Origin of the sequence: Massilia cellulosiltytica, assembly GCF_047325105.1 — a bacterium.
GTDB lineage: Bacteria > Pseudomonadota > Gammaproteobacteria > Burkholderiales > Burkholderiaceae_D > Telluria > Telluria orientalis.
Window position 1 is genome coordinate 1488836 of the sequence record NZ_CP168562.1, and the last position, 14432, is coordinate 1503267.

At 65.7% G+C, this 14432-nt stretch carries 11 protein-coding genes; 7 read left to right on the forward strand and 4 right to left on the reverse strand.

Translation table 11 applies throughout. From position 1 onward, the window contains the following. Nucleotides 1-20 precede the first annotated feature (20 nt). Nucleotides 21-1436 (forward strand): 23S rRNA (uracil(1939)-C(5))-methyltransferase RlmD, encoded by a 1416-nt coding sequence (gene rlmD, locus ACEN9H_RS06570; RefSeq protein WP_413674174.1) that lies wholly within the window; start codon nucleotides 21-23, stop codon nucleotides 1434-1436. Here rlmD and ACEN9H_RS06575 read toward each other — a convergent pair. The 4 genes from ACEN9H_RS06575 to ACEN9H_RS06590 form a co-directional block, all read right to left on the reverse strand. Beyond that, nucleotides 1410-4058, reverse strand: a complete 2649-nt coding sequence (locus ACEN9H_RS06575; RefSeq protein WP_413674175.1) for an ATP-binding protein — start codon at nucleotides 4056-4058, stop codon at nucleotides 1410-1412. The two genes, rlmD and ACEN9H_RS06575, sit on opposite strands and share 27 nt — an antisense overlap. Nucleotides 4059-4335: 277 nt before the next feature. Next, nucleotides 4336-6336: a TonB-dependent receptor gene (locus tag ACEN9H_RS06580; RefSeq protein ID WP_056132234.1), complete on the reverse strand. Its 2001-nt coding sequence runs from the start codon at nucleotides 6334-6336 to the stop codon at nucleotides 4336-4338. A 79-nt stretch (nucleotides 6337-6415) separates the two neighbouring features. Continuing rightward, complete coding sequence (locus ACEN9H_RS06585) at nucleotides 6416-6766, reverse strand: hypothetical protein (protein ID WP_371768014.1); 351 nt, start codon at nucleotides 6764-6766, stop codon at nucleotides 6416-6418. 361 nt (nucleotides 6767-7127) lie between these two features. Then, nucleotides 7128-7811 carry a Bax inhibitor-1/YccA family protein gene (locus tag ACEN9H_RS06590; protein ID WP_056132240.1) on the reverse strand — a complete coding sequence of 228 codons (684 nt, stop codon included), beginning with the start codon at nucleotides 7809-7811 and terminating at the stop codon, nucleotides 7128-7130. Between the two features lie 267 nt (nucleotides 7812-8078). Here ACEN9H_RS06590 and ndk point away from each other — a divergent pair, with 267 nt between their 5' ends. From ndk to hisS, 6 genes are all read left to right on the forward strand, one after another. Continuing rightward, a complete protein-coding gene (gene ndk, locus ACEN9H_RS06595) occupies nucleotides 8079-8504 on the forward strand; it encodes a nucleoside-diphosphate kinase (protein ID WP_047824070.1) in 426 nt (141 codons plus the stop codon). 117 nt (nucleotides 8505-8621) lie between these two features. Then, on the forward strand, nucleotides 8622-9794 hold the full coding sequence (rlmN, locus tag ACEN9H_RS06600) for a 23S rRNA (adenine(2503)-C(2))-methyltransferase RlmN (protein WP_156404002.1): 1173 nt from the start codon (nucleotides 8622-8624) through the stop codon (nucleotides 9792-9794). Continuing rightward, nucleotides 9794-10603, forward strand: coding sequence for a type IV pilus biogenesis/stability protein PilW (pilW, locus tag ACEN9H_RS06605; RefSeq protein WP_413674176.1), 810 nt, complete (start codon nucleotides 9794-9796; stop codon nucleotides 10601-10603). Before rlmN ends, pilW begins: the two co-directional genes overlap by 1 nt. Nucleotides 10604-10613: 10 nt before the next feature. Then, a complete protein-coding gene (locus ACEN9H_RS06610; protein ID WP_413674177.1) occupies nucleotides 10614-11645 on the forward strand; it encodes a helix-turn-helix domain-containing protein in 1032 nt (343 codons plus the stop codon). A 15-nt stretch (nucleotides 11646-11660) separates the two neighbouring features. Then, the gene (gene ispG / locus ACEN9H_RS06615; RefSeq protein WP_413674178.1) at nucleotides 11661-12941 is read left to right on the forward strand and encodes a flavodoxin-dependent (E)-4-hydroxy-3-methylbut-2-enyl-diphosphate synthase; all 1281 of its coding nucleotides are present in this window, start codon (nucleotides 11661-11663) and stop codon (nucleotides 12939-12941) included. A gap of 114 nt (nucleotides 12942-13055) precedes the next feature. Then, on the forward strand, nucleotides 13056-14402 hold the full coding sequence (hisS, locus tag ACEN9H_RS06620; RefSeq protein WP_413674179.1) for a histidine--tRNA ligase: 1347 nt from the start codon (nucleotides 13056-13058) through the stop codon (nucleotides 14400-14402). The last annotated feature ends 30 nt before the right edge of the window (nucleotides 14403-14432 follow it).

The window sequence follows — 14432 nt, forward strand, 5'->3', positions numbered from 1 at the left end:
ATTCTGCTTTCTTCTATCCCATGCAAGAAACCTTCATCAACATCAAATCCCTCGACATGGACGCGCGCGGCGTCGGCCACCTGGAGAACGAGGACGGCACGCAAGGTAAAGTGATCTTCGTCGAAGGCGCGCTGCCGGGCGAGCGCGTCAGCTTCGAGACCCTGCGCAAGAAGAAGAACTGGGAATCGGGCCGCATGGTCACGCTGCAGAAGGCGTCGAGCATGCGCGTCGAACCGAAATGCCCGCACTTCTGGCATTGCGGCGGTTGCTCGATGCAGCACCTGGAGCCATCGGCCCAGGTCGCGATGAAGCAGCGCGTCCTGGAAGACAACCTGTGGCACATCGGGAAGACGAAGGCCGAGAACATCATGCGCCCGATGTATGGCCCCACGTGGGACTACCGCTACCGCGCGCGCCTGTCGGTGCGCTGGGTGGCCAAGAAGGGCAAGGTGCTGGTCGGCTTCCACGAGCGCCATTCGTCGTACGTGGCCGACATGACGAGCTGCGAGATCCTGCCGGACCACCTGTCCGCCATGCTCGTGCCGCTGCGCGAACTGGTGGGCGCGCTGTCGATCTACCAGCAGATGCCGCAGATCGAGATCGCCGTCGGCGAAGAGACGACCGTGCTCGTGCTGCGCATCATGGCGCCGTTGAGCCCCGCCGACGAGACGCTCGTGAAAGCGTTCGCCGACCAATGGAACATCCAATGGTGGCTGCAGCCGAAAGGCCCGGACACCGCCGCGCCGTACTATCCACTCGGTAAGGAACTGTACTACACGCTGCCGGAATTCGGCATCAGGATGCCGTTCAAGCCGACCGACTTCACGCAGGTCAACCACCAGATCAACCGCCTGCTCGTGCACAAGGCGCTGACCCTGCTCGACGTGCAGCCGGGCGACCGCGTGGCCGACCTGTTCTGCGGCCTCGGCAACTTCACGCTGCCGCTGGCGACGCAGGCGCGCGAAGTCGTCGGCATCGAAGGCAGCACGGCGCTGACGACGCGCGCGCTGGAAAACGCCAGGGCCAACGGCCTGGCCGACAAGACGACGTTCTACACGCGCAACCTGTTCGAGGTGACGAAGGACGACCTGATCGCGCTGGGTAAATTCGACCGCATGCTGGTCGACCCGCCGCGCGCCGGCGCCGGCGCGCTGGCGATCGCGCTGGCCGAACTGCGCCTGACGAATCCGGACCTGCTGCCGCAGCGGATCGTGTACGTGTCGTGCAGCCCGTCGACCCTGGCGCGCGATGCCGGCATCCTGACGCACCGCGCCGGTTACGTGCTCAAGAAGGCAGGCGTGGCGAACATGTTCCCGCACACGTCGCACGTGGAATCGATCGGTGTGTTCGAGCGGCTCGAGAACTTCCAGCCGCGCGAATTCGCGGCGCCGGACGTCGCCGACAACGCGTCAACGGGCGGCGACGCGGTCCAGTAACGCGAACAGGCCGGCCGGATCGACCGGCTTGACGAAATAACTGTCGAAGCCGGCATACGCCGCGCTGGCCTGGTCGGACTGCTGGCCATACCCCGTGATGGCGACGAGCGTCGCCTCGCTGCAGCCGGGCACCTTGCGCAGCCGGCGCGCCAGTTCGTAGCCGTTCATGCCGGGCAGGCCGATGTCGAGCAGGAAGGCGTCGTAATGCGCTTGCGCGGCCCGTTCCAGCGCCTCGCCCGGGTGGTGCATCACCGCCACGTGGTGGCCGCCCGATTCCAGCAGCAGGCCCAGGGTCATGGCGGCGTCGACGTTGTCATCCACCAGCATCAGCGACAGCCCGCGCGCCGCGCCCGGTGCCGCGGGACCGGCCGCGGCCGTGCCGCCGGCGGGTGCGGCGGCGCTGTGCAGCCGCGGCAGGCGGATCGTGAATTCGCAGCCCAGGTTGCGGCCTTCGCTGGCCGCCGTCACCATCCCGCCGTGCAGTTCCACGAGACTCTTCACCAACGCGAGGCCGAGCCCGAGGCCGCCCTGCGAGCGGTCCGGCGTGCGCTCGGCCTGCGAGAACAGGTCGAACACGGTCGGCAGCAGCTCGGCGGAGATGCCGATGCCGTTGTCCGATACGGTCACGAGCACCTGCTCGGGCGTGATGCCCATCCAGATCGACAACCGGCCGCCTTCGTGCGTGTACTTCGCCGCGTTGTTCAGGAGGTTCGCGAGCACCTGCACGAGGCGCTTCGGATCGCCTTCGACGATGGCCGGTTCCGTCGACAAATGCAGCGCCAGCTGGTGGCGGCGCGCCTCGATCAGCGGGCGCACCTGCTCCACCGCGTCGCCGATCACGCGGCGCAGGTCGACCTCCTCGCGCGTCAGCACGACGAGCCCGCGCGTGACGCGCGAGACGTCGAGCAGGTCGTCGATCAGGCCCGTCATGTGCGCCACCTGGCGCGCGATGATGGCGCTCGTGCGCTCCACGCGGACATTGTCCGGCGGGCCCAGGTTCAGCAGCTGCGCGGCGGCCGAGATCGGCGCCAGCGGGTTGCGCAGCTCGTGCGCCAACATCGCGAGGAATTCGTCCTTGCGGCGGTCGGCGAGGCGCAGCGCGTCTTCCGCGCGCACGCGCTCGACGGCGCTCCACGCGCGCTCGGCGACGTCCTCGATCAGGCGCACGATGTCGGCGCTCCACACGCGCGGCAGGTTATCGTTGATGAACAGACAGCTCGTCAGCGCGCCATTGCGGTTCAAGGGCACGACGACGGCGGAGCGGATTTGCAGCGCCGCATAGTTCGGCCACACGTCGGGGCCGCTCGTGCGCGGGTCGCGCTGCAGGTCGCTCGACACCCACGTGCCCAGGCTCAGCGTGCTGAAATTCGCCACGCCGAACAGCGCGGCGGGGAAGGTGCCGTTCAGTTCGGCGACGATGCCGTCCGTGTAGTTCGAGTGGAAGGTGACGAGCTGCTTGTCGGCGTCGTAGTCGCCGTACAGCACGCGGCTGGCCTGCAGGAAGCGGCCCAGCATGGCGCCGGTCTGGACGAAGATCTGCGCCGGGTCGTTCAGGCGGCGCAGCAGGTCCGACACTTCGAGCCGGAATTCGTTCATGTCGAGCAGCGTCGTCTGGCGCGCGACGGCGTCGCGCAAGGCCTGTTCGGCGCGCACGCGGTCCAGCGCTTCCCAGCTGCGCTCGGCGATGTCGGTGGCGAGGCGCTGGGCTTCCTCGTCCCAGTCGCGGGTCTGGGTGGAATAGCCGACGAGGGCCGCCACGAGCTGGCCGCGCCTGACCTTGGGCACGACGAGGATCGCGCGCGCGCCCGCGGCCGCGTAGCGCTCGCCGCGCGCGGGGAGCCTCGGGTCGGCGGTCGCGTCGCGCACGGCCAGCGGCGAACCCGTGCGCAGCAGCGCCAGCGCCTGCGGGCCGAAGTCGTCCAGGCGGGCGCGCCGGCCGATGAGCGGCGCGCCCGCGTCGCGGGCCCAGTCGTGCATCACTTCGAAGCTGCCGTCTTCCTCGTCCGTTTCAACATAGCAGGCGCGCTCGAGTTCCAGGTGCTTGCCGAGCAAGGTGCACGACCCTTCGATGATGTCGGATGGGTGGTGCAGGCGACGCAGGCTGTCGACCACCTGCAGCTGCACGGCGTGGCGCCGTTCCAGCTGCACGCGCTGGGTCGTCTCGCTCGTCACGCACAGCATGCCGCGCACGGTGCCGGCATCGTCGCGCACCGGAGAATAGGCCAGCGTGAACCAGGCGTTGTACGGCTTGCCGTTGCGGTCGATCGGGCTCGGCACGTCCTCGCCGTACGTGGCGTGGCCCGCGAGGGCGCGTTCGACCAGCGGCTTCAGGCCGGGCCAGCGGTCGGGCCAGACCTGCGCCAGCGGGCGGCCGAGCGAAGCAGGATGGGTGCCGTCGAGGAGGGGAGTGAAGGCGGCGTTGTACAGCAGCGCCAGGTGCGGGCCCCAGGCGAGGTACATGGGGAATTCGGATTCGAGGATCAGGCTGACCGCATTGCGCAATGCGGGACTCCAGCGGTCCGGCGGGCCAAGGGGGGACGCCGACCAGTCATGGACGTGGTAACCGGCGCGGACGGCGCCGGTGCTGCCGAGGAGATGAAAGTCGCGCGTTGCCGCTTCCATGCCGATCGCTTCCGAGTCCGAAAGCGGTCATTTTATGCGCAAATGCATAAGCTGGAACGGCTATGCAAAAAAATACATTTTCCGCGCGAGAAACTCCGTTGATACCTGGAGAATAAAATGTCTCCGAAGGACCATTTGCGGCGGCAAACGTACTGCTGATGCCGAGGGGATTGGGTTTGATGGCAAGACTATAACGGACGTCCCGCACGCGTGGCGCACGGGACGTCAATACGGCACCAGCCGTCATTCCCGCGTGCGCAGGAATGACGGCGTCATGTCAGAACTTTGCTCTTACGCCGAACACGACATTCCGTCCCGGCAGCGGGGCAATATCCTTCAGCAGCGACGTGGCCAGGCGGATGTCCTCGTTGAGCAGGTTCTTCGCCGTCACGAAGTACGTCAGGTCCAGGTGCTCGAGCCTCTGCGTGTACGAGACATTGGCGTTCACCTGGTTGTACGACGGCGTCGTGGACGTCTCGAACGCCGCGAGGCGGTCCTGGCCGCGGGCGTGTGTCCAGTCGAGGCCGGCGCGCCAGTGCGGCTGGCGGTAGCCGATCGCGGCGCCCACGCGGTCGGCCGGCTGCAGCGGCAGGTTGCCGGCGTCGTCGAGGTAGCCGCGCGAGGTGTCCGCGAACACGCGGCCGTTCCAGCCCATGCCGATCTGGTTCCACGTCATCTCCGCTTCCGCGCCCTGGACGTGCGCCTTGGCCTGCTGGAACAGGCGCTGGCGGAACTCGCCGCCCGGGTTGCCGTCCTCGTCGAACGACGCGTCCATGATGTGGCCGTAGATGAAGTTGTTGACGTTGTTGCGGTACGCGTTCACGCGCCAGCGCAGCAGGCCACTCGTCTTTTGCAGCGACAGCTCGATGTTGCGCGAGACTTCCTTTTGCAGGTTCGGATCGCCCACGTCGAACGTGAGCGTGGCGTCGTGCGGGCCGCCCGAATACAGTTCCTCCGTCGCGGGCGCGCGCTGCGCGTACGACACCGTCGCGCCGGCCGAATACCCCTTCGTGAACGGCCACAGCGCGCCGATCGAGCCGGAGCCCAGGTCGAAGGTACGCTCACGGTTGGAGACCGGCTTGCGGTCGACGTTTTCATAGCGCAGACCCGCGTTCCAGCGCAGCGGACCCTGGCTCCATTCCTCGACGAGGAAGGCGGCCTGCGTCGTCGAATGCGTCACGGGCACGGTGTCCGGCCCGCCTGCCGCGCTCAGCGCCGAGAAATGCGTGTTTTCCGTCTGCACGCCGAACGTGCCGTGCAGGCCCAGGCTCGTGATCGGCTTGTGCGTTAGCTCGACGCGCGATTCGAACGATTTATTGGAGAACAGCGTGGCCGGCACGCCGTCGTCCAGCTCGGCGTGGTGGTAGTCCGTATAGCCGGCCTTCACGCGCGCGCTTTCGAGGCCGGCGAGCGGGTTCTTGACGACGCTGTCGAAGTCGTAGCGGTTCTGGCGCTGGTCGATGTGCGATCCCTCGTCGGTCGGGATGCCATAGAAATTCGTCAGGTGCGAGGCCGACAGGCCCGCATAGCCCCAGTCGTCGATGTACGAACCGCCGATGCCGATGTTGCGCTCCTTCGTGTCGGAATTCGGCAGGCGGTTCATGCGCGACGTGGGGTCGTTCACCACGCGCAGGTCGGGGATCTGGTAGTCGTCCGTGTTGCGCGCGTTGCCGTCCAGGTGCAGGCCGATCTTGCCGATGGAGCCGTCCAGCGTGCCGGACATGTCCTTGCCGTTGTCGACGGTGCTGAGGCGGGTCTCGACCTGGCCCGTCAACTTCGGTTCCAGCGCCGTCGGGATGCGTTCGTTGACGACGTTGACGAGGCCGCCGATGGCGCCCGAGCCGTACAGCAGGGCGGCGGGGCCGCGCAGGATCTCGATCTGGCGCGCGATGGCGCCTTCGGACGCGACGGCGTGGTCGTTCGACAGGCCGGACACGTCCGACGTCGCCATGCCGTTTTCCAGCATTTTCACGCGCGAACCTTCCATGCCGCGGATGATGGGGCGCGACGCGCCCGCGCCGAACGCGGAGGCGGACACGCCCAGTTCGTTCTGCAGCGTTTCGCCCAGCGAGCTGCCGACCTTGTCGCGCAACTCGTCGCCGGCGAGCACTTTGGCCGGCGTGAGGATCTGGTCGCCTTCGCCGTTGCGCAGCGGGCTGGCGGTGACGACGACTTGCTGGATCTTGCCGTCGTTGATGATTTCCTGGTCATCGGCGCGAACGGCCGGGTGGAAGGCGAGCAGGAGCGCGCTGGCGAGCAGCGTACGTTCGATTTTCATGGTTTTCTACAATCTCAAGCGAATGGATAACGGCCCATGCCGCCGGGACGCGCCGGGCGGTACGGGAAAAGCGGGAGCGTTATCGGGCTTGAGGTGGCGCGCGCGACTGGAACGGGCAGGCCGTAAGCAGGCAGATGCCCGGCGTGGCCGGAACGGCGGGGACGGCATAGGCCAGCTCGGCCGGAACGAATTGGCGCAGCGAAGTCGGCAGCGCAAACGCGATCTGGGCGCTGGCCGCGCACTGGCCGCACAGGTCGTGCAGGCCGGGCTTGGGCAGCTTGCCCGTGCCGTCATCGTCCGTGTCGGCGGCGACTTGCTGGACGAGCGTGTCGTCGGCCTCGGCCCAGTGGGTATAGCCGTGAGCGAGCGACAACTGCTGCGAAACGAGCAGCAGCAGCGACAGCAATACGTGGACCAGGCTACGGGACATGGGGGACGGAGTCGAAAGCGAACGGATATTGTACGCAGGGGCGTTCGGTTCTGACAATCATACTTTCAGTAAGGTCCCTAAGCTCAATTAAATTCGGGGTCAGAGCACATTTCGGAACAAATTCGGGGTCAGAGCACTTTTTGGCGCACAATCTTCGAGGCAAGTTTCCTCTGCGTGCTGCAGTTGGATTGCGGCGGTCGCATGGCGGTGGTGTGGCTCGGCGTGACAGTTTCGTTGTGAGCCAGGACATTGATCAGAAATGTGCTCTGACCCCGAATTTTCAGAAAAATGTGCTCTGACCCCGAATTGGGGCAATAAAAAAGCCGGCCCGCAGGCCGGCTCTTCGATGCGAGCGGATGGGTCAGTCGCGGTTGCCGAAGCCGATGCCCAGCAGTTGCAGCATGCTCGTGAACACGTTGTAGATGTCCAGGTAGATGGCCAGCGTCGCGCTGATGTAGTTGGTCTCGCCGCCGTTCACGATCCGGTTCACGTCGAACAGGATGAAGGCCGAGAAGATCACCATCGCGAGCACCGACACGACCAGCATCAGCGCCGGCAGGTGCAGGAAGATGTTGGCCAGGCCAGCCAGGATCACGACGATGGCGCCGGCGAACAGCCAGCTGCCCATGCCCGAGAAGTCGCGCTTGGACACGGTCGCGATCGTCGCCATCGTGGCGAACACGGCCGCGGTGCCGGCGAACGCGGTCATGATCAGCGTGCCGCCGTTGGAAAAGCCGAGCGTGAAGCGCAGCAGCGGCGTCAGCCACAAGCCCATGAAGAACGTGAAGGCGAGCAGGATCGGCACGCCGGCCGCCGAGTTCTTGGTCTTCTCGATCGCGAAGATGAAGCCGAACGCGATCGCGAGGAACAGGATCACGCCCATGCCGCTGGCAAAGATCGGCAGGGCCATTTGCAGGCCGATATAGGCGCCGAACACCGTCGGGATCATGGACAGTGCCAGCAACCAGTAAGTGTTGCGCAGCACGCGGTGACGCGTGGCCTGGATGGCCGAGACGTCGTAGGTTTTCTGCAGGCTGGGAATCATAATGCCTCCGTTGGAAGAAATCGCTTTGCTCCCCATATGGGGACTGGACCCGGCGTCAACAGGGGTGAATGTGCTGGAAGCGCAAGTTTTAAGTCTTGCCTAAGGGCCAGCGCACACCCTGGTATGGACCAGGTCGAACCGATGTCACTGTATCATCCGCGGTCGGCCCGACGCAATATCGGTGGCATCCAGGATGTATGGTAAAATAGAAGGTTGATTGAGTTCCCAAATCTCGATTTAAACCTTTCTTTTTATTGGAGTTTTTAAATGGCAATCGAACGCACCCTGTCGATCATCAAACCTGACGCAGTCGCTAAAAACGTGATCGGCCAAATCTACAGCCGTTTCGAAGGCGCAGGCCTGAAGATCGTCGCTGCCCGTATGGCCCAGCTGTCGCGCGCCGAAGCCGAAGGTTTCTATGCTGTCCACAAAGAGCGTCCGTTCTTCAAGGACCTGGTCGACTTCATGATCTCGGGCCCGGTCATGATCCAGGTGCTGGAAGGCGAAGGCGCGATTGCCAAGAACCGCGAACTGATGGGCGCAACCGATCCGAAGAAAGCCGACAAGGGCACCATCCGCGCCGACTTCGCCGATTCGATCGACGCCAACGCCGTGCACGGTTCGGACGCTGCCGAGACCGCAGCTGTCGAGATCGCTTACTACTTCCCGGCACTGAACGTCTACTCGCGTTAATCTTAGTAGCAATTTTTTGTGTTGATCGGCCTGGTGCCGGTTTAACATTGCAATATCCCGCTCGCCCATGCTCGAAGAGCCCGGCGGGCGGGACTTATTTTGAAGGCACAGGATTCAATCATGGCAACTCTCACCAACTTGCTGGACTTCGATCCCGCGCAGCTCGTCGCTTACTGCGCCGAGTTGGGGGAGAAGCCGTTCCGCGCGAAACAGTTGCAGCGCTGGATCCACCAGTTCGGCGTCGCCGATTTCGACGACATGACCGACCTGGCGAAGTCGCTGCGCGAAAAGCTCAAGACGCGCGCCGAAGTTCGTGCGCCGGCGATCATCAGCGACCACACGTCGAGCGACGGCACCCGCAAGTGGCTCGTCGACGTGGGCAACGGCAACGCCGTCGAAACCGTGTTCATTCCGGAAGAGACGCGCGGCACGCTGTGCATCTCCACGCAGGCCGGCTGCGCCGTCAATTGCCGCTTCTGCTCGACGGGCAAGCAGGGCTTCAACCGCAACCTCTCCGTGTCCGAGATCATCGGCCAGCTGTGGATGGCGGAGTTCGAGCTGCGCCGCACGAAGGGCATCGAGCCGGGCCCGAAGGGCGAGCGCCAGATCACGAACGTCGTCATGATGGGCATGGGCGAGCCGTTGCTGAACTTCGATCCGACCGTCACCGCGTTGAAACTGATGCTGGACGATAACGCGTACGGCCTGTCGCGCCGCCGTGTGACCGTGTCGACGTCGGGCGTCGTGCCGAACATGGACAAGCTGTCGCAGGAATGCCCGGTGGCGCTGGCCGTCTCGCTGCACGGTTCGAACGACCCGCTGCGCGACATGCTCGTGCCGCTGAACAAGAAATACCCGCTGCGTGAGTTGATGGCTGCGTGCAAGCGCTACCTGGAATTTGCGCCGCGCGACTTCATCACGTTCGAATACTGCATGCTGGACGGCGTCAACGACACGGACGAGCATGCGCGCGAACTGGTTGCCCTCGTCAACGATCCGGTCGTCGGCGTGTCGTGCAAGTTCAACCTGATTCCGTTCAACCCGTTCCCGGAATCCGGCCTCGTGCGTTCGAAGAACCCGCGTATCAAGGCGTTCGCGCAGGTGCTGATGGATGCCGGCCTCGTCACGACGATCCGCAAGACGCGCGGCGACGACATCGACGCCGCCTGCGGCCAGCTGGCGGGCGAGGTCAAGGACCGTACGCGCGTCAACGAGCGCATGAGCAAGATGGCTGAATACCAGCAGAAATTCGGCCCGAACTTCGGCAAGATCGTGGAGATCTCGTCCTGATGCCGCGGCTGTCCGGACGCCTGGCCTGCGCGCTCGCCCTCCCGTTGCTGCTGGCGGCATGCGCCGGCAATGGCGGCATGGCGGGCGAATCGCATGAGCTCAAGACGCTGTCCGACCAGACGGCCGCGGAAAAACGCGCCCAGATCCGCCTGCAACTGGCGGTGGGCTATTACCAGGAGCGCAAGTACGAGATCGCGCTGGACGAGGTGAAGCAGGCTATCGCCGCGGACCCGGACGATGCGGATGCGTACGGCGTGCGCGCCCTGATCTACACGGCGATGAACGAAAACCGTCTCGCCGACGAGAACTACCGGCACGCGCTGCGCCTGGCGCCGCGCAATCCGGACCTGTCGAACAATTACGGGCTGTTCCTGTGCGACGCCGGCGCCAAGCCGGCCGAGGCCATGGGCTATTTTGACGCCGCGCTGAAGAATCCAAATTACGCGACGCCGGTCAAAGCCATGGTGAACGCAGGTAACTGCAGCCTGAAGATGAAGAACGTCGACGCGGCCGAGCGCTATCTGCTCGACGCCCTGCGTTACGATCCCGACCTGGCGGCGACGAGCGCCGGCCTGGCCCGGGTGTATTTCGAGCGGCGCGATTACACCCGCGCCGGGTTTTTCGTTAACCGCCTGACGGAGACAGCGAAGCTCGATACGCTGTCGGCCGACGTGCTGTGGCTGGCCATCCGGGTCAAGCACATGCTCGGCGACCGGGCCACGGAAGCTTCGCTGGCGGCGCAGTTGCGCAAGCGCTTCCCCGGCTCGCCCGAGTACGCGGCCTTCGAGCGCGGTGCATTTAATGAGTGAGACAACGACAATGAGTTCCGAGCGTGCAGATCAGCCGGCGACGCCCGACAACCAACCGCCTGTGCACGGTGTTCCCGGCCAGGTCCTGGCCAGGCAGCGCGAGGCGATGGGGTGGTCGGTCGAGCAGGTGGCCGACCAGTTGAAACTGGCGGTGCGCCAGGTCATCGCCCTGGAGGCGGGCGATTACGCGTCCCTGCCGAGTCCGGCCGTGACCCGCGGTTTCGTGCGGGCCTACGCCAAGCTGGTGAAGGTCGATCCGGCGCCGCTGGTGGCCCAGATCGCCATGGAGACCGAGCCCGCGCCCGATACGAGCGCCGTCACGGCGAACCGCCGTCCGACGCCGACCTCGTTCTCCCAATCGAAATTCCCGAGCCATGGCAAGCGTTCGTCCCTGCCGCTGGGGATGATCGCGGGCGCCGTCGTGGTCGTCGTGGCTGCCGCTGCCGCGGCGTGGCACTTCGGCTTCGTGCCGGGCGGCCAGCATGCCGAAACGGGTACCACCGTGGCCACGCCGGCCACGCCGGCCGTGACCGGTGCCTCGACCGAGGCCGTCAATGGCAGCTCCGTCGAGGCCCTGCAGAATCCGGCCGTGCCGCTGATTTCCGTGCCGGGTCCGAGCGCATCCGCATCGGCGCCGGCAACGACCGCTGCCCCGGGTGCCGTCGTCAATGTTCCGGGTACGACCGCGACCGGCGCGCCGCCGACCACTGTTCCCACGGCCCCGGCCGCCGCGCCGGGCGCCACGTCGCCCGCGACGCCGGTTCCGGCCGCGACCGCGCCGGCTGCCCCGGCCGCCGCCGGCGCCAACGCGCTCGTGCTGAACGTGCGCGAGGATTCGTGGATCGAAGTGCGTCCGGCGAAGGGCGGCGCGCCGCTGTTCTCGCGCCTCGTCAAGGCCGGCAGCACGGAGACCGTCAATGTCGAGCAGCCCGTGCGTGTGACCGTCGGCAATCCGGGCGGCGTCACGGCCACGCTGCGCGGTACGGCCGTCGCTTTGCCGCCGGTACCCGGCAAGACGCTGTCCCGTGTGAATTTGCAGTAAGAACGGAATACACAGATGACTTTCTCGAACAACGCCAACGACCCGATCGGTTCCGGCCCGCTGCCGCGCCGCGCCAGCCGCGGCGTGGTCGTGCAGCATGGCGCGCGCAAGGTGATCGTCGGCGGCGACGCCCCGGTCGTCGTGCAGTCGATGACGAACACGGACACGGCCGACGTGATCGGCACCGCCATCCAGGTCAAGGAACTGGCGCGTGCCGGTTCCGAGATCGTGCGCATCACCGTGAACACGCCGGAAGCGGCGGCTGCCGTGCCGGCGATCCGCGAACAGCTCGACAGGATGGACGTCGACGTCCCCCTCGTCGGCGACTTCCACTACAACGGCCACCTGCTGCTGCGCGATTATCCCGAGTGCGCGCAGGCGCTGTCGAAATACCGCATCAATCCGGGCAACGTGGGGCAGGGCGCCAAGCGCGACACCCAGTTCGCCCAGATGATCGAAACCGCGATCCGCTACGACAAGCCGGTGCGCATCGGCGTCAACTGGGGCAGCCTGGACCAGGCACTGCTCGCGCGCATCATGGACGAGAACGCCGCCCGCGCCCAGCCGTGGAGCGCGCAGTCCGTCATGTACGAAGCGCTGATCACGTCGGCGATCGAGAACGCCCAGCGCGCCGAGGAGCTTGGCATGCGGCGCGACCAGATCGTCCTGTCGTGCAAGGTGTCGGGCGTGCAGGACCTGATCGCCGTCTACCGCGAACTGGGCAAGCGCTGCGACTACGCGCTGCACCTGGGCCTGACGGAAGCGGGCATGGGCAGCAAGGGTATCGTCGCGTCGACGGCTGCGCTGTCCGTGCTGCTGCAGGAAGGCATCGGCGACACGATCCGCATCTCGCTGACGCCGGAGCCGGGCGGCGACCGCACGAAGGAAGTCGTCGTCGGCCAGGAAATCCTGCAGACGATGGGCCTCCGTAAATTCACGCCGATGGTCATCGCGTGCCCCGGCTGCGGCCGCACGACGTCGACCGTGTTCCAGGAACTGGCCGACAACATCCAGACCTTCCTGCGCGAGCAGATGCCGGAATGGAAGAAGACCTATCCGGGCGTGGAAGCGATGAACGTGGCCGTGATGGGCTGCATCGTGAACGGTCCGGGCGAGTCGAAGCACGCGAACATCGGCATCTCGCTGCCGGGGACGGGCGAATCGCCGGCGGCTCCGGTCTTTGTGGATGGGCAAAAGGTCGCTACACTGCGGGGCGAGCGGATCGTGGATGAGTTCAAGACGATCGTGCTGGATTACGTAGAGAAGAATTACGGTAAGCAAACCGAAACAATATAACGTCGCCCCCGCGCAGGCGGGGGCCCATGCTGAGCTGGCTGAAGATGCTCAGTATGGGGGGAACAGCCCACTGGGCTGTTCCCGTCTCCGCGGGAACGACGGCGAGGAATCAGAATGTCCGAGAAAAAAGAGAAAATCGTCGCCATCAAAGGCATGAACGACATCCTGCCGGCCGACGCGCCGCTGTGGGAGCTGTTCGAAAACACCGCGGAATCCGTGCTGAAGAGCTACGGTTACCAGAAGATCGTCACGCCGATCGTCGAGGAAACGGGCCTGTTCGCGCGCGCCATCGGCGCCGTCACCGACATCGTCGAGAAGGAGATGTATTCCTTCACCGATTCGATGAACGGCGACCAGTTGACCCTGCGTCCGGAAGGCACGGCCGGCGTCGTGCGCGCCGTCATCGAGCACAATCTCGCGTACGACGGCCCGAAGCGCCTGTGGTACAAGGGCCCGATGTTCCGCCACGAGCGTCCGCAGCGCGGCCGCTACCGCCAGTTCTTCCAGTTCGGCGCGGAAGCCATCGGCTTCTCCGGCCCGGACATCGACGCGGAACTGATCATGCTGTGCCGCCGCCTGTGGGACGACCTGGGCCTCGACAACATCCGCCTCGAACTGAACTCGATCGGCAACGCGGAAGAGCGCCAGCGCCACCGCGCCGACCTGATCGCCTACTTCGAAGCGAACATCGACGTCCTCGACGCGGAAGCGAAGCGCCGCCTGCACGCGAACCCGCTGCGCATCCTGGACACGAAGAACCCGGCGATGCAGGACCTCGTCAACAACGCGCCGAAGCTGCTGGACTACCTGGGCGGCGAATCGCTCGCGCACTTCGAGGGCCTGAAGAAGATCCTCGATGCGAACAACGTCCAGTACACCGTCAACCCGCGTCTGGTGCGCGGCCTCGATTACTACAACCGCACCGTGTTCGAGTGGGTCACGGACATGCTGGGCGCGCAGGGCACCGTCTGCGCGGGCGGCCGCTACGATCCGCTGATCGAGACCTTCGGCGGCAAGCCGACGCCGGGCATCGGCTTCGCGATGGGCATCGAGCGCCTGATCGAGCTGATGAAAGAGCAGGGCGAACCGGCCACGCCGGCCCAGTGCGACGTCTACCTCGTGCACCAGGGCGAGGACGCGCAGACGAAGGCATTCATCCTCGGCGAGCGCATCCGCGACGCGGGCCTGGACGTCGTCCTGCACTGCGCCACCCCGGCCGGCGCGGGCAGCTTCAAGAGCCAGATGAAGAAGGCCGACGGTTCCGGCGCCGCGTTCGCCGTGATCATCGGCGAGGACGAGGTCAACAACGGCGTCGTCGCCGTGAAATCGCTGCGTGACAGCGAGGGCGGCCAGCAGCAGCAAAGCGTGCCGTTCGACGAGGCCGTCGACTTCATCGTCGACCAGATCGTCGGCGGCCATGATCACGACCACGATCACGACCACGTGCACTACCATCCCTAATCCGACCAACCATAACAAACACTGACGTCC